This window comes from Synechococcus sp. CS-1328 (assembly GCF_025128095.1).
Lineage (GTDB): Bacteria > Cyanobacteriota > Cyanobacteriia > PCC-6307 > Cyanobiaceae > CBW1002.
In genome coordinates this window covers 48,664-65,165 of the sequence record NZ_JAHLYT010000068.1, presented here as the reverse complement: position 1 = coordinate 65,165, position 16,502 = coordinate 48,664, and the positions used below count along the sequence as shown (strand labels likewise).

Sequence of the window (16,502 nt, the reverse complement as noted above, 5' to 3'; positions counted from 1 at the left end):
GGTTCAGGCGTTGTCAGGTGGGGACTCTGGCGACAGATGCGGCAGGTGGCGGCGCAGCTGCTCAGCCAGGGCCTCGGCCTCGAACAGCATCGGCAGCAGGTGGATGCTGCTCTGCTCTCGGAAATAGAAGATCACAGGGACCGGAGGCCAGAACAGGCGCCAGCTGATCCACTCGGCATAGGGGAAGCGGCGGATGCAGGTCGAACCGCGCCACACCAGCAACTCCGCATGGGCGAACTGCAGCCGCAACAGCGCCGTCTGCAGGGCCAGCACCAGGCCAAACAGCACTACCGTCGCCGTGAGCCACGGGGCTCCTCCCCAGAGGGGCTTCAAGGTCAGCAGGGCGATGCCCAGGATCACCACGCCGGCGGCCACCCAGAAGCGGGGGGCCAGCACGGCGCCGAGGGCGGGATCAGGACCGCTACGGGCGGGATCGACGGTCACCGGTGGCTCAGTTGAGAAGGGGGCTGACGCCATTATCCGAACAGCACCTGGGTGAGCACCACGTCCATCAGCGCCACGGTCACCAGGATCATCACCACCGCACCGGTGGTGCTGGTGCCCACCTCCTTGGGCCCACCGCTGGTGGTCAGACCCCAGCCGCAGGAGAGCACGGCGATCTGAAGGCCGAACACCACCGCCTTGACCAGCATCGAGGGCAGGTCGTCAGGCTCCATCCAGGTGCGAACGGAGTTCCAGAACACCGTGGGAGGAATGCTGTAAAGCAGCGAGCTGCTTACCTGTCCGGACCAGATCGCCACCCCGAAGAACAGCAGGCACTGCACCGGCGCCATCAGCACCATGGCCAGCACCCTTGGAACCACCAGGTATTCGACCGGATCGGTGCGCAGCATCGTGATTGCGTCGATCTGTTCGGTCACCTTCATGGTGCCCAGCTGGGCCGCAAAGGCGGTGGCCACCTTGCCGGTGAGCAGCATGGCGGTGAGCAGCGGCGCGATCTCCCGCGACATCCCCAGGGCCAGCAGGCCCCCCACCGTGGCTCCGGCACCCTGGCGAGACAGCTCGGCCGCCACCTGGATGTTGAACACGGTGCCGGCCGCGAGGCCGGTGATCAGCACAATCAGGAAACTGCCCGGTCCGGCTTCCAGCAATTCCATCAGCAGATCGTTGAAGCCGATCCGGCCGCGGGCGATCGCCGCCAGGGCCTGGCCGCCGATCATGCAGCTCGCTCCTAAACGCCGTAACCAGCGGGGCGCAAGCCAACGGTTGGACAGGAGCCTCATCGGCCAACCCCGCCATCGGCCACCAGCAGATGGGCACCGCGCTCAGGCCAGCGGCGCATCACCACCAGCCCCAGCACGATCAGTACCACCGGGATGATGCCCATGCAGAGGCGGATGGCCGTGAGGGCACTGCCGGGTTGCTCGACGCCACGGGCGGCCACATAACCGCTCAGGCTCATCAGATTGCCGAAGAAGAACAGGGCCAGGCTGATGCAGATCTTCTGGGCCAGCACCATCCAGGCGCTGTACTGCCCGGCGGGCTTCTCTGGATCGGCATCGATCGCATCGGGCAGCAGGGCCCAGGGAATCAGATAGGCCGTGGCGGCGCCCAGCCCAGCGGTGATGATCGCCAGCACCAGCAGGGCCAGGCGAAGCAGGTTGGATGCGGAGGCCGTGGGCTGAACGGCGGCATCAAGAGCCGGCAGCAGCATGGCCATCATGCAGCCGATGATCCACAGGACACTGCCCCATTGCAGGGCCTTCACCCGCCCCCAGCGGTTGGAAACCCCGTTCCAGATCCACAGACCGATCAGGGAGCTGACGATGAAGGGCAGCAGGATCCAGTTGCTCCAGCCCTCCGGCAGACCCATCACCACCGGCAGGTAGAGCAGGGCGGCGGTCTGCATCAGCTGCAGGGCACACCAGAGCAGTAGGTATAGGCCAAGCACGCGCAGAAAACGGCCGTTCTGGCGCACGCGGCGCAGCAACCGACGCGTGGTGCCGCGACGCGACGCGGGCTTCTGACAATGCAGCGCCGCCGGTGCGATCCCCCAGCCACAGAGCAAGGTTGTGAGGCTGATGATGCCTCCGGAGATCATCCCCACACGCCAGTAGCTGTTGGGATCGGAATGGTTGGCCAGCAGCAGGCCGCCCAGCACGAGCCCGATCAGGCTGGCAATGATCGATCCGGTGAAGCGCAGGGTATTGAGCCGCGTGCGCAGGGTCACATTGGCGGTGAGCTCAGCTGCCAGGGCGGCGTAGGGCAGGTTGACGCAGGTGTAAAGGCTGTTGGCCACCACCGAGATCGCCACGAAGATGGCAAAGCGCTGCCAAGGTCCACCCGGTGGCAGCCACCACATCAGGGCCATCGCGATGCCGAGCGGCACGGCGCTCCAGAGGATCCAGGGAAGGCGCGGACCGGATCGCGATTTGGTCTTGTCGCTCAGCCAGCCCACCAGGGGATCGTTGATGGCATCCCAGAGCCGCGCCAGCATCAACACCAGCCCGGCCATCCAGGCCGGCAGGCCCGCTGCGGAGGTGTAGAAGATGAACAGGTAGAAGCCGATCAACGACGCGGCCATGCCTGTGCCGGCATCGCCAATGCCGTAGGCCATCAGCATGCGTTGGCGGGGCCAGCCCACCAGATCGTTGGCGTCGCTCACCGGACGCCCCCCGGAGGTGGAAGCGGCAGGCCGCGACTGGTGGGGTGGGGAGCTGGAATCGCGCACTCGGCCCTGGACGGCACGCAGGCCATAATGCAGCAGTCGAACGGGGGTCGACCCTCGGCTCGGCATACCAGCGCAGGACACAGCGATTCGGTTCAACCGGAAGCTCAGATGTGCCGGTATCAGCTCCAAGCCACCAGCAGGCCAACCAATGGCCACGGGTAAGGCCTGGAACGGATCTACTTCTGCGGGCGTAGTTTAGTGGTAAAACCTCAGCCTTCCAAGCTGATGATGCGGGTTCGATTCCCGCCGCCCGCTTCCTGTTCTCACTAAGGTTTACGGCTCAAGTCGCTTGCTGCGACTGGTTTTCGGGCTACCAGAGTCCGCCAGCACCTGTTTGCCCGTGCCTGCCTGTGAGGCGCAACATCTCACATGCCGGCCGCCATCGACTGGGACCTGTCGATCAGGGATGTTGTGTCTCAGGCGCTGTCTCAGCGGGGCTGCCGAAGCGGCTGGACGGTTCTGAATCACCGGGGTCACGCGAGGCTGAACATCGACGCTGGTGCCGACGGGGGCAGGCGCCGCCAGGTGCTGCTTCCTATCCCCTGGCTGTGCTATCAGGTCGACCAGATCCGCGATGCCGTGGCTCCGGTTTGCGAGGAGTTCCAGAAGGGCATCGAGCCCGACGCCTGTGTCGACTATTCAGCCCGGGCTGGGTGGTGACTATGTGGTCCAGTACCTGATGAATCGCCGGCTCTGGAAAGCATTCCGGCGTGAGTACGAAGCTAGAGGCGAGAAACTCGTGCCCTGCTCCTGCCGGCACAGGTACGCCCAGGTGCCCACGTGATCTGTGATCTGCCACCGAAGCTGGATGTCAGTCATGACCGCGTGATCCGTTCGGGTCGAACCGGATGGGATCGGACCTGATGTGTGACCTGTTTGGCGACCTATAGTGAGACTCCTGACCGGTCTGATCTGCCGATGGCGCACCGCGTACTGGCCGAGACCACCGTGAGCATCTCGGAACTCAAGAAGAACCCCATGGCCACCGTGGCGGCCGGAGAGGGGATGGCCGTCGCGGTGCTCAACCGCAACGAGCCGGCCTTCTACTGCGTGCCGGCCAGGGCCTACGAAGAGCTGATGGATCTTGTGGACGACCTGGAGCTGGGTCGCATCGCCGATGCCCGACTGGCGGACGGCCAGAAGCCGGTGCGGGTCAGCCTCGATGCCCTTTGAGCTGGCTTTTCACCCGGAGGCCCTGCGGGAATGGCAGAAGCTGACGAAGGGAATCCGGGAGCAGTTCAAGAACAAGCTGGTCGAACGGCTGATTGAGCCCCTGATCCCGGCCAGCAAACTGCGTGGATCCACCACCCGCTACAAAATCAAGCTGCGAGCAGCTGGATTCCGCCTCATCTACGAGGTGCGGGAATACGAGGTGCTGGTGCTTGTCGTGGCGGTGGGCAAGCGGGAGCGCAATGCTGTCTATCGCCAGGCCGACCAGCGCTGAGGTCCTCACCCCATGGCCGACTCAAGGCCCTCTGAGCTGGATCAACTCCGCCAGGAAAACGCCCGACTGATGGCCCTGCTGGAGGCCCATGGCATCGACTGGCGCTCCAGCGCACCTGCCCCATCTGAACCTGTCCCGGTTTCGGTCCAGCCCCCTGTCATTGCTCCCGTTTCGGCACAGGAGAAGGTGGCGCTGTTCCGGCATCTCTTTCAAGGCCGAGACGATGTCTACGCCCTGCGCTGGCAGAGCAGCAGCAGCGGGCGATCGGGCTATGCGCCGGCGTGCGCCAATGAATGGCAGCCGGGCGTGTGCGAGAAGCCGCGGATTGCCTGCCGCGACTGCCATCACCGGCAGCTGCTGCCGCTGACGGATGCGGCGATCTACGGCCATCTGGCCGGCGACCACACCATTGGCCTCTACCCCCTGTTGGAGGACGATCACTGCCAGCTGCTGGCTGCCGACTTTGACGAGCAGGACTGGCGTGACGACGCCCGGGCCTTCCTGCGCTCCTGCCGGGAGCTGGCGGTGCCGGCAGCGCTGGAGATCTCGCGCTCCGGTGAGGGTGCTCATGTGTGGGTGTTCTTCGAGGAGGCCGTGCCGGCCCGGGAGGCTCGCCAGCTGGGGGCAGCCCTGATCAGCCACACCTGCTCCGCGACACGCCAGCTGGGGCTGAGCTCCTACGACCGGCTCTTCCCCAACCAGGACACCATGCCCAAGGGCGGGTTCGGCAACCTGATCGCCCTGCCGCTGCAGAAGGAACCCCGGCAACGGGGCTGCAGCGTGTTCGTGGATGACGACCTGCAGCCCTATCCCGATCAGTGGGCCTATCTGGCGTCTCTGCAGCGGTGCTCGGTGGCGGGGCTGCAGACCGTGATTCAGACCGCCACCACCGGCGTCCATCCTCTCGACCTGCGCTTCATCGACGAGGAGGACCTGGCGACCCCATGGAAGGCATCTCCTCCGATTCCCAAGCTCAGAGGACCGCTGCCCGCCTCGATCACCCTCACCCTGGCCGATCGGCTCTATGTGGAGCGCTCGGGGTTGCCGCAGCCGCTGCTCAATCGCCTGATCCGCCTCGCCGCCTTTGCGAACCCGGCTTTCTACAAAGCCGAGGCGATGCGCCTGTCGGTGTGGGACAAGCCGCGGGTGATCGGCTGCGCCGAGAACTTCCCCCAGCACATCGCCTTGCCGCGCGGCTGCCTGGAGCCGGTGCAGACCCTGCTGCAGGAGCAGGGGATCGGCTGGGAGCTGGTGGATGACCGACAGAAGGGCTCACCGCTGGAGCTGGCATTCACCGGCCAGCTGCGCGGTGACCAGGAGGCGGCAGTGGAGGCGATGGTCTGCAGCCGATCCTGTTCATGCAGTGCGGACCCATTCGCCACACCGCCGAGCGGCCCGCCGGGGCGCCCCAGACCCTGGAGCTGGTGAGCCGCACCCATCAGCTCAAGGGGCTGCCACCCGATCTGCCGATCCAGGAGCTGATGCACCGGCTGGCGGAGGATCAACGGCGCACCGATCGGATTGTGGCCGAGGCCCTCGCCTGCTGGGAAGCGGGACGCAAGCTGCTGCTACTCAGCGAGCGCACGGACCACATCACAGCGATCGCCGCTGCGCTGGCTGAGCAGGTGCCGAACCTGTTTCTGCTGCATGGCCGGCTGAGCGCACGCCAGCGCAGCGCCACCCTGGCTGCGCTGGAGGCTTTGCCGCCGGAGGCGCCCCGCATCGTGCTGGCCACCGGGCGCCTTGTGGGTGAAGGCTTTGACCACCCTCCGCTCGACACCCTGTTGTTGGCGATGCCCGTGTCGTGGAAGGGAACTCTGCAGCAGTACGCCGGCCGCCTGCACCGGGAGCAATGCGGCAAGACCACTGTGCGCATCATCGACTGGCTCGATCTCGGCCATCCCGTGCCGCAACGCATGTGGGAGCGGCGGTTGCGTGGGTATCGGGCCATGGGATACGAGCTGATCTCAACTCAGTAGTCCATGCCGAGCTCCTGAGCCCGGGCGGCCAGCTCATCGACGACCTATGCCAGTGGCGGACTCAGGCCCAGGGCATCACGGGCCCGCAGGCCCAGGGCTGAGGCCATCGTGGCGCTGCTTGATGCCAAGGACGCTGTGGGGCTCGGTGATCAGCCAGTCGCTGCTGATCAGGGTCTCGCTGCACTGCTCAAACCAGTCGAGGGCGTGCGGACTGCGCTCTTCCGGGGTCAGCAGAGCCACCACCACGCTCGATCACCGATGGGGTGAGGGGCATGGTGGCCTGCAGCTTGCGCAGATCAGCGGCCCAATCCGAGCGATCCAGCTGGCGCAGGGGCTGCAGACTCAACCGGCCATCGGGACCAACGACGATCTCGATCTGGTCGCCTTCCCGCAGTCCGGCCTGGCGCAGGCAATCGGCCGGGAGCCGCACCGCCAGGCTGTTGCCCCAGCGGCGGATCGCCTGCTGGAAGTGCCTGCCGGCATCCACGGAATGGTCACTGGGCTGGGACTGCGCCAAAGGAGCCAGCTCGCCCGCGGTCGGCACGCTCTAGATCCAGCACCCTTCATCCGGTTTGAGTGGTTCAACGCCGCAGATGCTGCTGGCTCCAGCGCGTGAAGGTGGCCAGGACCCAAGCTTTCACCCAGCCTGATGACAGCCATGCCCAAGCCACTGACTCCTGCAGCCCCGTCGAGGTCTCCGCTGGCCCTGATGGCCGCCATCACCCTGACCATCACAGCCATCGGCGGCGGTGCTTCGGCTGTGGCCCATCCCCTGGCCGTGGTGCCGGAGGCCGAGCGGCTGCCAGGCCATTCGGCTGAGTTTGTCGATGCCCCCACCAGCAACGCTGGGGTCTCGGCGGTGCGCAGCCTCGGCAGCCAGCCCCTGGGGGGAGATTTCAGCGCCCTGCACCGCCATGACAACCGGCCCGGGGTTGCGTATCTGCTGGAGGGACGCCTCACGGATCGCCGGGGGCCCTCCTAGAGCCCAGTGGTGCGACAGGCCGGGGAAGCGGCCTTCGAAACCACCGGAATCACCCATTGGTGGCGCAATGAAACCAGCGAACCGGTGCGGGCCATCGTGGTCGACATTGTCGAAGCTTCTACACCCTGAACAGGCAGATCGCTTGGGGGTACGGGCCACTAAATGACCGTGCCATCGGCCACCATTGTGTTCTTCTCGATCACCACAATTCCGCTGCGAATGGTGAATCCCAGCTCACTGCGGTCAGCCTCCTGGACCCGATCCTTGTTGATCACCTGCACGTTGGTGCCCATGCGCACATTTTTGTCGAGAATCGCTCGCTTCACCACTGAGCCTGCCCCAATCTCGAGCGGCACGCCACCACGCGAGCGCACCAGAGCGCGCTCAGCCTCCGATTCATAACTATCGGCCCCCATCACCAGCGTGTCCTCAAGGACGGCGCCCTCCTCCACCAGCAGGCGCAGCACGCAGTGATCGATCACACAGCGATCGAGCAGGCAGCCCTCGCTGAGCACGGAGCGGCGCACCCGAGCCTCGCGGATCTGGCTGGGCGGTAGATAGCGCGAACGGGTGTAGATCGGGGCCTGCTCGTCGTAAAAGATGAAGGCGGGCTGCTCATCGGCCAGGGCCAGATTGGCGTCATAAAACGCGTTGATGCTGCCGATGTCTTCCCAGTACGCATCGAACAGATAACTCTGCAGCGGCTGGCCAATGGCCAGGGCGGCCGGAATGATGTCCTGGCCGAAGTCGGTGGCTTGCGGGTGGCTGGCGAGCAATTGGAACAGAGTATCCCGCTCGAACACATAGATGCCCATCGAGGCCAGAAAAGGGCGGAGCTCCGCTTCGCTGGCCGAAAGGCCCAGGGCCCGGGTGTCGACTCGCATCGCCTCGAGGGCCTCACCCTTGGGCTTCTCGCGAAACTCCCGGATCCGCCCTGTGGCATCGGTGCGCATCAAGCCAAAGCCTTCTGCCACCGAGCTGTCCACTGGCAATGCCGCCACCGTCAGCGCGGCAACGCTGGCCCGATGCGCCGCCACAAAGGCCGCGTAATCCATCCGGTAGAGCTGATCACCCGAGAGGATCAGTACCTGATCCACATCCCAGGCCTCAAACAGCTCGCGGTATGGGCGTACCGCATCGGCAGTGCCCTTGAATCAGCTCGGGCTGTCGGGGGTCTGCTGGGCCGCCAGTACCTCCACGAAGCCGCCGCTGAAACCGGAGGAGAGGTTGTAGGTGAGGCTGATGTGGCGGTTGAGCGACTGACTGTTGAATTGGGTGAGGGCGTAGATCTTGAGAATCCCTGAGTTGATGCAATTGCTGATCGTGATGTCGATCAGGCGGTTTTGACCGCCCAGCGGCACCGCAGGTTTGGCGCGGGTGAGGGGGTGGGGCTGTAGACGGGTGCCGGCGCCGCCGCCGAGGATGATCGCCAGAACACGCATCACGCGCTGAGCTCTCGCTTGAAAAGGAAGTAGAGGTGATTTGGATCCTTGTATTGCCGGGGCAGGCAGTGGTGAAGAATCGCGAGGCGGTGCCAGCAGACACTCCGCTTGATCTGCTCAATAGTTTGCTCTTCCCGGACCAGGATCCGCAGGGCCTTGCAGTACAGCGGAAAACTGGCTTCCAGCTCGCCGATCGTGAGGGAGGTGGTGAAGCTTGCCGGGCTCATGGCAGCAACATTTCGGACGCTCTGTAGGTTCGATCAACCGCCCGGTCGGGCGAAGCCCCCGTTTGGGGGCAATCGATCCTCAGTCGCAGTGGGTCGCCTGAAGGCGTAGCGGGTGTGGAGCCTCGTGCTTGCGCCGGGGCGCAGCTCGAGTTTATGGCCTTCCGGGCCGGAATCCCAGTGAATCTGCTGCAACGAGCCTGGAAGGGATGCCCCCAAATGGGAACAGTGGAAAGCCTGTGCCCCTGGGCGATAGGGGTTAGCGGTGCAGGCAGATCTGAACCGTGCCAAAGCACATTGGCCTCAGCCACGAAGGCCTCAAGCCACGAAGCGTCGATGCAGTCCGCATCCCGGCTCAGTCGTCGTAGACGCGGCAGTTGACGTCGGAGGGGTTGAGATCGCAGAACACTTCGAAGGGAGAGGGAGCCTCGGCCTCCTCGGGGTGGCGTTGCTGGAACTCCTCCAGTTCCCTGATCTGCTGCTGGATTTTGCTGGCGATCGCCTGCTCACCTTTGGTCTGAGCCTCGGCGAGGGCGGAGCGATAGGTCTGAAGCTGGTCTCCGATGGTGGCCATGGCACACAGCCCCAGCAGGGGCCCGAATTGGCCCGGTGAATGTAACCCTGCCGGCTCCAAGGACAGGTCACCCAACCCGGCGATCGCTGGGCAACGTTTGCTGTGATTCAGGTACTTCTACTCATCCTGGGGGCACCATCGTGTCGGAGTCCGTGGATCCTGCAGGGTGGCAGGGTGGTGCGGCCTCGGAGGATGGAATCTATGGCCGACGCTCCCTATCTCGTTGCCCTGGCCCTGGTGGAGTTTGGGGGCAAGCGCGCGCTGCCGCTCACCGGTAAATCCCAGTCAGCCGCCGCTGCCGAGGCCATCGATCCCGGCGATGACGGACGCACCCTCGCGCTGGAACTGCTGCTGCGCCTCTGGCAGCGCAGCGAGGAGGGCCCTCTGCAACGGGCCGCTGGAGAGCCCAGCCTGCTGCTGGTGGAACTTCCGATGGAGGTGATGAGCGAACAGCTGCCCCTGCTCAAGGCGAACTGGATCTCTGGTGGTGAGACGGCGGCGTTCCTCAGCAGCCTGGAGGGCCTGGCGATCAGGGCCTGGCGGATCACGATCGCCAAGTACGAGCCGGTCAGCTTCATCGCCTGGCCCTGATCGTCCGTTGGCCCTGCCCCCACCTGGGGACAATCGGTAAACAGGTTCACTTCGTCACCGCGATTGGGCAGCCTGAGCGGCAGTGTGATCGTCACTGCTGCAAACCATGACGACGGGCACCTGCCTCTATCGCAACACCAGCCATAAGATGGTGATCCTGCGTTGTATCGGTCCGGAGGCTTTCTTTCAGGAGAAGGTGGTCTTCCCGTTCGAGGACTGGCTGTTTCGCTGTCCCCCACACAGCCGAATCGACATCTGGACCCATGGCCTCACGGGGGCGGAGCAACTCGATTCGATCAACGCGAAAGACCTGCTGCTGCCAGCCGAGGTTGTGACTGTTTAAGGGGGGCTGAGCAGGGGAGATGCGGTCTCCCAGCATCCTCCGACGACGTAGAGGAACGAACGTCCGTGTCTCCAGTAACGGGGATACGGGCCACAGATCCCTGCGTGGTCCCGATCTCGCTACTGCTCAACGGGCCAGCAGTGTGTTCCAGCCGTTGGGGCTCAGACCCTGCCCGAGAGGAGCACCACGGCCAGCAACAAGAGCGCCAACACAAGTTCGCTCAGCATCGTCTCCATACGGTCCGAGCAGAGCTGCTTTGGATCCGCACCGCCCAGCACCCCTGGGAGCGTGGATCCAAAGCTGGGGCAGATCTCGAGAGCCGCAGCAAGGACAAGGCCTGTCTATGGCCACGTGTACGTGCAAGCCCAGCATCCCAGTCCCGCAACACCACACCTGCAGGCTGCCGCCGATGAACAGGGTGATGCCGATCCTCCAGACCTCACAGACCCCATGGCCGAGCGGCTTCCCGGACCCGTGCCACCTGTGGAGGCCAGGCCCCCCGCCCGAGCAGAGGAGAGGCTCTACTCAGGGATCCAATCAAGCGAAAAGCGACCGCGACCTTCCCTAGGGTGGCCAAAACCCATGTGCCTCCCATGACGGCTGAAGCCTCCCCAGCTGCCGCCCTGTTTGAGGTGCACATGCAGGCAGAGATCAACGGCGATCTCGAATCCACCATGGCCACGATGGTGGACGACCCCCATCTCCTCAATCTGGGCTCGGGAACCGGTGGCCAGGGCGCCGAGGGCGTAAGGACGTTCTATGCCACCCGGCTGATCGGCCAGTTCTTTCCGCCCGATGTGGAGTTCATCCCGATCTCGCGCACGGTGGATGGAGAGCGGTTGGTGGATGAACTGGTGATTCGCTTCACCCACAACGAGCCCATCGGCCACCTGCTGCCGGGGGTGACCCCCACGGGCCGCCGGGTGGAGATGGCCTTGGTGGTCATCGTTGGCGTGCGCGATGACAAGGTGGCCTACGAGCACATCTACTGGGATCAAGCCGGACTTCTGGCCCAGTTGGGCCTGCTGGATCCTGCTGGGCTGCCGATCGCCCCGCACACGGCCGACCAGCTGTTGAGCTTCACTCGTCAGAGCTGAATCACTGATCGGCTTCGGTGCCTAAAAGTGATCGGTGTGGTGATGCACCACACACCACACCACCCGCCAGTCGCAGGCCTCTTTGCGGAAGATCGTGGTGGCGCGGATGTCTACCGGGATCTCCTCACCGGTCTTGGTCATGCCATTGGTCCGTTCTACGCCCACCATGTAGCCCATCTCAGCGCTTTCAACGAAGCGACGGTTGTCAGCCACCAGGGTGACCTTGAAGCCCATGCCGGACTCCTTGGCGAACTGTTCAAACACCGCTGTCCGCCCCGTGCAGAGATCACCGGTGGGGCCGAGGTGGCTGATGTCGTCGCCCTCGGACCAGATCTCCGCATAGGGTGCGCAATCGCCCGCCAGCATCTGGTTGCCCGCTGCGTAGAAAGCGTCAGCGGCGCCAGGGAGCGTGGTGGGCATGGCAAAGACTTGCAAGGGAGTCGGTCGATTCAGAAACAGCACCGCGACCGGCAGCCGTTCACGCCGCGGCTCATGCCTCTTGGCACTCCTGCATGGATCCACGCCACCGACGCGTGAATCGGCTGAACCTGACCAGTGCTCCTGCCGATGCCCGGGTGATTCGGGCTGCTCAGGTAGCCATCGCGACCTCGTCGACGGGCCCGTCGGCTCCCGAGGTGAGGGGACTACCTTTTGCATGGGGCTGCCGGACTTCCCCTTCCGGCAGAGATCAGCGAACCTCGACGCCGATGGATGGCAGGCGGACGTCCTCAGGACGTTCGAGAACCCCTGACCGGACGTGGGTTCCCACCGTCGCCAACGTCTCCAGACAAGCCACGGTGAACTGAAGCCAACCATGAATCAGCCTTCCATCCCCCGGTCCACAGGCGTGGCCACTGATAGGGCTGCGGTTCACCAGACAGCCATGCCACCAGGGTTGCGGTCGTGGATGCTGCAAGTTCGCGGCGGTTCCAGTCGCCTTTGGGCTGGCCATCACCTCCCAACAGCTTCAGGGCACCCAGGCAGCCGAACATGACTTTGTCACCCATCGTTCGATGGAGGGATGGCAGAAACTCGCCAAGCAGCGCCTGGTGGTCATCCCTGGCGCGGCGCACCATGCCCTGCTGGAGAGGCCCGAGGCCTATGGCGCGCACTTAGAGGCCTTTATACAGGCACACGATAAATCAGGGATCAATGCTGGGTAGTTCCCTGAATACAGGGGGGATCTTCGTGTAGATCAAGTGGTTGGCTGTTGCGCTTCAGGTGTTGGCTATTTGCGGTGAATCGACCAGAGCGGCATCGGTGAGCCTAAAGAGACTCTGGATAACCACCTGTTGAGAAACTGCCTTCTAGATAGGGACACGAGTCTCAAGCCTTAGGGAAGCTCTGGAAAACCACGATCTTTACGATCTTGATTCGTGAAAGCCCTTGCAGCGCTGTGACTCCCCTGGCCGTGACCGGGGTTTTCCAGAGTCTCCTTAGCTCGAGCATTTTCTTGGGTTATCCAGACCCTCCCTAAGGAAGAGGCCCCTGGGTGCCGTGATCTTGGCCATCGTGGCCTCCGAGAAGAAGATCCGTAGCTCAATCTGTCATTCTTTCTGTTGCTCATCCTGCATCTCAGGTCCCCGAGCGTGTGGCGGCGGTGAATTCGTAGCCCAGAGCCCTCCCGATCTGGGCCACCTGGGCCAGGAGCTCCATAGCCAGCTCCAGATCCATGGCCGTGAGCTCGCCATCAATGACCGTTTCAGACAGGTGCGTCGGCCAGGGCAAAGGCCAGCAGACCCCCCAGCAGCCAGGCGCCGAGGCGGCCGGTCCGGCGAAACGCGCGGCATAGAACGGAGCGAACAGCCAGCCCGAACCAATCGTGCTGGTCACCACGGCCAGGGTCATCGAGCGCAGGCCGAGCTGGCGGGAGAGGCCGCTGTCGCTCATCGATGCAAGGGGAGCAACTGGGCTGCGGCCATCCTGCTGGCGGATGGACCGCCCTTGCTAGGACGCCCCCGCCCGCTCCCCCAGGGCGAGGCCGGGCGCCACCTCGGTGAGGGTGCCCACCACGAAACGATCGTCTCCGTCCTTGACGACCCGGCCCGCTTCCACGACCCAGAGCGGCCGGCCCGAGCGGGTGGTGAGGTGGTAGCGCACGGTCCAGCGACCCTGGGTCCAGTCCCGGGCTGCCTCCACCCGGCCACGATCGTCCGGCACGATCGCCTTGACGAACAGCTCCGGATGTTCACAGAGTTCGGCGGGCGACCAGCCCGTCAGGGAGTGGATGCGCTGGCTCACGTACAGAAGCTCGCTCATTCCCTGATTCCACTTCCAGACCACCGCATCGAGGGCATCGGTGAGGCTGGAGAACTCGTTGAGGGCCGCCTCCGCCGCCCGGCTCATCTCCATCAGCTCGGACACATCGGTGAGGGTGACGATGGCGCCGCGGCGTCGGCCTTCCAGATCCTGGTAGGGCAGCACCTGAACCAGGTAGGAGACGTCTTCACTGCTGGCCTCGAGGCTGCGCCGCGGTTCCCCCTGCAGCACCGCCTCCAGGGCCTCCGGCAGCTGCGGCAGCGGCAGGGTGGTTGGAACGCGCAGCAACGGCTTGCCGAGATCGCTGGCCATCAAGGCGAAGACCCGCACCGCCAGAGGGGTGAAACGGGTGACGCAGAGTTGGCGATCGACGATCACCATGCCCTGGCTGAGCGAACTCTGGATGTTTTCCAGATCGGCGTTGAGCCGCTCCAGCTGTTCGGTGCGGCAGCTCAGGGTCTGGTTCAGCGTCGCCAGTTCTTGGTTGGTGACCTGCATCTCCTCATTGGAGGCCTCCAGCTCCTCGTTGGACGACTGCAGCTCCTCGGAGGAGGCCTGCAGCTCCTCGGAAAAGGACTCCAGATCTTCATTCGCCTGCTCCAGTTCGAGCAAGGAACGCTGCAGGGTCTCCTGACTGGTTAGCAGTTCACGCTCGAGGCGCTGGATTTCACGATCAAAGGCGGCAGCCCGTTCTCCCGGTGGCGCCGTTGTGGTGAGGCTTGCCTCCTCCTCCCCCTGCGGCACAAAGCTGAGCAGCCGGATGGAACGCCCATCCACCAGCAGGCTGCGAAGCTCCAGCCGCACCCACTGGTCGAGGTCTTCCAGATGCACGGAGGCACTGCGTGTGGTGGTGTTGACGGCGGGGGCAAGCAGGAACAGGGCCCTGGCCTCGCTGCGCAGTTCGGGCCGCAGAAACGATTGGGCGGCCGTCGTGAGGCGCCCTTCCGGCAAGCGGCAGTAGGGGGTGATGTCGCCGATCACCTCCACCAGATCATGCCGTTCATCCAGGACAAGGCTGGGCTGGCAGAAGGTACGGATCAGCACCTCAAGCAGGGCCATGTGCTGCTCGGGGATGCTCTCCCGCAGCAAGGTGATCGAACTGGCAGGCGTCGCTGCCAGCGCCTGCCGGCCCCCGGCGGGACCTGGCGGCAGTGACTGGCGCGCGAGCGTGTCGCCGGAGCGGCGGTACAGGTTCTGTTCCCCATCGGCCACATGGAAACCGCTGATGCGGCTACCAAGGGCGTCCGCATGGCCGAGGAACAACAGCCCTCCGGGCACCAGGGCAAAGCAGAACAGGGCCAGCACCCGTTCCTGAACGGGTGCGGTGAAATCGATCAGCGTGTTGCGGCAGGCGATCAGATCGAGCCGCGGAAATGGTGGGTCCTTGCCCATATCGTGACGGGCGAAGACCATGCAGGTCCGCAGCGATTCGCAGATCACGTGTTCGGCTCCCCGATCCATCAGGAAGCGCTGGCGTAACTCCGCTGGGATACCAGCCACTGCGGCGTCTGGATAGACCCCGCGGCGGGCAATCGACAGACTCTGCTCACTCAGATCCGTCGCGAAGATCTTTAGCTGGGCAGCCAGATCGTGGGGATGGCCCAGAAGCTCACTGATCAACATGGCGATCGAGTAGGCCTCTTCGCCGCTGGCGCAGCCCGGAATCCAGACCCGCAGGGAGTGCGGTGCCTGGCGCCTGGACAGGCCATCGAGCAGGAGCCGTCTCAGGGCCGAAAAGGCTTGGGGATCGCGAAAGAAGGCGGTGCCTGGAACCAGCAGGGTCTGGGCCAGTGCCTGGGCCTCTTCAGGGTCACTCTCCAGCAGGGGCAGGTAGGTCTGCAGGTCGCTGAGCTGATGGGTCGCCATGCGTCGTTCCACCCGGCGGCGCAACGACGACTCCGTGTAGAGGGACGCATCCAGACCGGTGGCACGCATCAAGGGCTCGATCACGGCGGACAAGCCAAATGGGGTGGCCGGCAGGCTGGAGCCAGGTGCTGCGGCCTCTCCGGCTGCCGCAGCGGTGAGGCTGTTCAGTCCGGCCAGATGCTGCCCGATCGCACCCGCCTCCAGCACCAGCACAGCGCCGCCGAGGGTGATGGCCGCCCGCGGCATGGCGCCGAACTTCGCCTCCTCCGGGTTCTGGGCCAGGGTGAGTCCGCCCGCTTCCTTGACCGAGCGCAGCCCGAAGGCGCCATCGCTGCCAGTGCCGGACAGCACCACGGCCACCCCGTTGGCACCCCATTCTCTGGCGATCGAGGCCAACAGCAGGTCGATGCTGGGGGCCGGACCGTAGCGAGGAGCCGGTGCCTGAAGACTCAGGCGGTTCGCCACGACCGTGACGTCGTGGTTGGGCGGCACGATCGCGAGCACATCGGGCTGCAGTGGCGCCCCATCGCGAGCCATGACCACAGGCAGTCGGCTGGTCCGGGCCAGCAGCTCGAGCAGATGGCTGTGATGGTCGGGATCGAGGTGCTGAGCCACCACGTAGGCCTGTCGTCCGCCGGCTTTCAGTTGGGTGACCAGATCCGTCAAGGCCGCCAGTCCCCCGGCCGAGGCCCCGATGCCCACCACCCGGGTGATCGTCATGTCCTGGGAGGTGTTCATTCTTGCCGAACCGCCAGTCTTGCCTCAGTGCAGCCATGCCCGGCAGAGCATGGTGGCCTGGTGTGAATCGACGAGGGCTCGCCACGGAAGGAGCACGCCATGTGCGAGGGAGAGCCGCTGCTGGTCGTCAGCCTAGATCTCTGGATCGGTGATGCATTGGCTGGCGAAACAGGCCAGGAGCCAGGAGCCAGCGGCGCTGAGCCAGCGGTTATCAGAACCATGCAGAATCATTGGTGATGTGCAAGTCGTTGTTCGTCGGACGGCGTCTCCT

General features: G+C 64.8%; 18 protein-coding genes, 1 tRNA gene and 2 pseudogenes. 11 read left to right on the top strand and 10 right to left on the bottom strand.

The genetic code is table 11. The annotated features are described in order from the left end of the window. Window positions 1-3: 3 nt before the first annotated feature. The 3 genes from KQ310_RS12615 to KQ310_RS12605 are packed head-to-tail and all read right to left on the bottom strand — an operon-like array spanning window position 4 to window position 2,584. Complete coding sequence (locus tag KQ310_RS12615) at window positions 4-477, bottom strand: DUF3119 family protein (RefSeq protein ID WP_259722081.1); 474 nt, start codon at window positions 475-477, stop codon at window positions 4-6. After that, window positions 477-1,244 (bottom strand): ABC transporter permease, encoded by a 768-nt coding sequence (locus KQ310_RS12610; protein WP_259722080.1) that lies wholly within the window; start codon window positions 1,242-1,244, stop codon window positions 477-479. Before KQ310_RS12610 ends, KQ310_RS12615 begins: the two co-directional genes overlap by 1 nt. Beyond that, window positions 1,241-2,584, bottom strand: a complete 1,344-nt coding sequence (locus KQ310_RS12605; protein ID WP_259722112.1) for an MFS transporter — start codon at window positions 2,582-2,584, stop codon at window positions 1,241-1,243. The genes KQ310_RS12610 and KQ310_RS12605 overlap by 4 nt, the downstream gene beginning before the upstream one ends. A gap of 292 nt (window positions 2,585-2,876) precedes the next feature. Here KQ310_RS12605 and KQ310_RS12600 point away from each other — a divergent pair. The 6 genes from KQ310_RS12600 (at window position 2,877) to KQ310_RS12575 (ending at window position 6,115) form a co-directional block, all read left to right on the top strand. After that, window positions 2,877-2,947 (top strand) — tRNA-Gly (locus tag KQ310_RS12600). A gap of 114 nt (window positions 2,948-3,061) precedes the next feature. Further along, complete coding sequence (locus KQ310_RS12595) at window positions 3,062-3,352, top strand: hypothetical protein (RefSeq protein WP_259722079.1); 291 nt, start codon at window positions 3,062-3,064, stop codon at window positions 3,350-3,352. 258 nt (window positions 3,353-3,610) lie between these two features. After that, window positions 3,611-3,865 (top strand): type II toxin-antitoxin system Phd/YefM family antitoxin, encoded by a 255-nt coding sequence (locus tag KQ310_RS12590; protein ID WP_259722078.1) that lies wholly within the window; start codon window positions 3,611-3,613, stop codon window positions 3,863-3,865. Beyond that, window positions 3,855-4,136, top strand: a complete 282-nt coding sequence (locus tag KQ310_RS12585) for a type II toxin-antitoxin system RelE/ParE family toxin (RefSeq protein ID WP_259722077.1) — start codon at window positions 3,855-3,857, stop codon at window positions 4,134-4,136. The genes KQ310_RS12590 and KQ310_RS12585 overlap by 11 nt, the downstream gene beginning before the upstream one ends. Before the next feature lie 12 nt (window positions 4,137-4,148). Then, window positions 4,149-5,564 carry a TOTE conflict system archaeo-eukaryotic primase domain-containing protein gene (locus KQ310_RS12580; protein ID WP_259722076.1) on the top strand — a complete coding sequence of 472 codons (1,416 nt, stop codon included), beginning with the start codon at window positions 4,149-4,151 and terminating at the stop codon, window positions 5,562-5,564. Continuing rightward, the gene (locus KQ310_RS12575) at window positions 5,495-6,115 is read left to right on the top strand and encodes a DEAD/DEAH box helicase (protein WP_259722075.1); all 621 of its coding nucleotides are present in this window, start codon (window positions 5,495-5,497) and stop codon (window positions 6,113-6,115) included. Before KQ310_RS12580 ends, KQ310_RS12575 begins: the two co-directional genes overlap by 70 nt. Window positions 6,116-6,302: 187 nt before the next feature. On the opposite strand, the gene KQ310_RS12570 is transcribed toward KQ310_RS12575, so the two are convergent. Further along, window positions 6,303-6,659 carry an AbrB/MazE/SpoVT family DNA-binding domain-containing protein gene (locus KQ310_RS12570; protein WP_259722074.1) on the bottom strand — a complete coding sequence of 119 codons (357 nt, stop codon included), beginning with the start codon at window positions 6,657-6,659 and terminating at the stop codon, window positions 6,303-6,305. 114 nt (window positions 6,660-6,773) lie between these two features. Here KQ310_RS12570 and KQ310_RS12565 point away from each other — a divergent pair, with 114 nt between their 5' ends. Beyond that, window positions 6,774-7,097, top strand: a complete 324-nt coding sequence (locus KQ310_RS12565) for a hypothetical protein (RefSeq protein WP_259722073.1) — start codon at window positions 6,774-6,776, stop codon at window positions 7,095-7,097. Window positions 7,098-7,106: 9 nt separating this feature from the next. After that, entirely contained in the window at window positions 7,107-7,226 is a 120-nt protein-coding gene (locus tag KQ310_RS12560) for a cupin domain-containing protein (protein WP_259722072.1), read from the top strand. Between the two features lie 29 nt (window positions 7,227-7,255). Here KQ310_RS12560 and KQ310_RS12555 read toward each other — a convergent pair. The 3 genes and pseudogenes from KQ310_RS12555 to KQ310_RS12545 form a co-directional block, all read right to left on the bottom strand. Then, window positions 7,256-8,542, bottom strand: a pseudogene (locus tag KQ310_RS12555) (glucose-1-phosphate adenylyltransferase). Beyond that, on the bottom strand, window positions 8,539-8,766 hold the full coding sequence (locus tag KQ310_RS12550) for a DUF3136 domain-containing protein (protein ID WP_259722071.1): 228 nt from the start codon (window positions 8,764-8,766) through the stop codon (window positions 8,539-8,541). The pseudogene KQ310_RS12555 and the gene KQ310_RS12550 overlap by 4 nt, the downstream one beginning before the upstream one ends. Before the next feature lie 352 nt (window positions 8,767-9,118). After that, on the bottom strand, window positions 9,119-9,337 hold the full coding sequence (locus KQ310_RS12545) for a CP12 domain-containing protein (protein WP_259722070.1): 219 nt from the start codon (window positions 9,335-9,337) through the stop codon (window positions 9,119-9,121). 201 nt (window positions 9,338-9,538) lie between these two features. Here KQ310_RS12545 and KQ310_RS12540 point away from each other — a divergent pair, with 201 nt between their 5' ends. From KQ310_RS12540 to KQ310_RS12530, 3 genes are all read left to right on the top strand, one after another. Then, entirely contained in the window at window positions 9,539-9,928 is a 390-nt protein-coding gene (locus tag KQ310_RS12540; protein ID WP_259722069.1) for a hypothetical protein, read from the top strand. A 106-nt stretch (window positions 9,929-10,034) separates the two neighbouring features. Next, the gene (locus KQ310_RS12535) at window positions 10,035-10,271 is read left to right on the top strand and encodes a DUF1830 domain-containing protein (protein WP_259722068.1); all 237 of its coding nucleotides are present in this window, start codon (window positions 10,035-10,037) and stop codon (window positions 10,269-10,271) included. 593 nt (window positions 10,272-10,864) lie between these two features. Then, the gene (locus tag KQ310_RS12530; protein ID WP_259722067.1) at window positions 10,865-11,368 is read left to right on the top strand and encodes an ester cyclase; all 504 of its coding nucleotides are present in this window, start codon (window positions 10,865-10,867) and stop codon (window positions 11,366-11,368) included. Window positions 11,369-11,389: 21 nt separating this feature from the next. Here KQ310_RS12530 and KQ310_RS12525 read toward each other — a convergent pair whose 3' ends face one another. The 3 genes and pseudogenes from KQ310_RS12525 to KQ310_RS12515 form a co-directional block, all read right to left on the bottom strand. Continuing rightward, window positions 11,390-11,788: a nuclear transport factor 2 family protein gene (locus KQ310_RS12525; protein ID WP_259722066.1), complete on the bottom strand. Its 399-nt coding sequence runs from the start codon at window positions 11,786-11,788 to the stop codon at window positions 11,390-11,392. Window positions 11,789-13,085: 1,297 nt separating this feature from the next. After that, a pseudogene (locus KQ310_RS12520) lies at window positions 13,086-13,258 on the bottom strand (APC family permease); the annotation flags it as partial. Between the two features lie 57 nt (window positions 13,259-13,315). After that, a complete protein-coding gene (locus tag KQ310_RS12515) occupies window positions 13,316-16,231 on the bottom strand; it encodes a chemotaxis protein CheB (RefSeq protein ID WP_259722065.1) in 2,916 nt (971 codons plus the stop codon). Window positions 16,232-16,502: the final 271 nt, after the last annotated feature.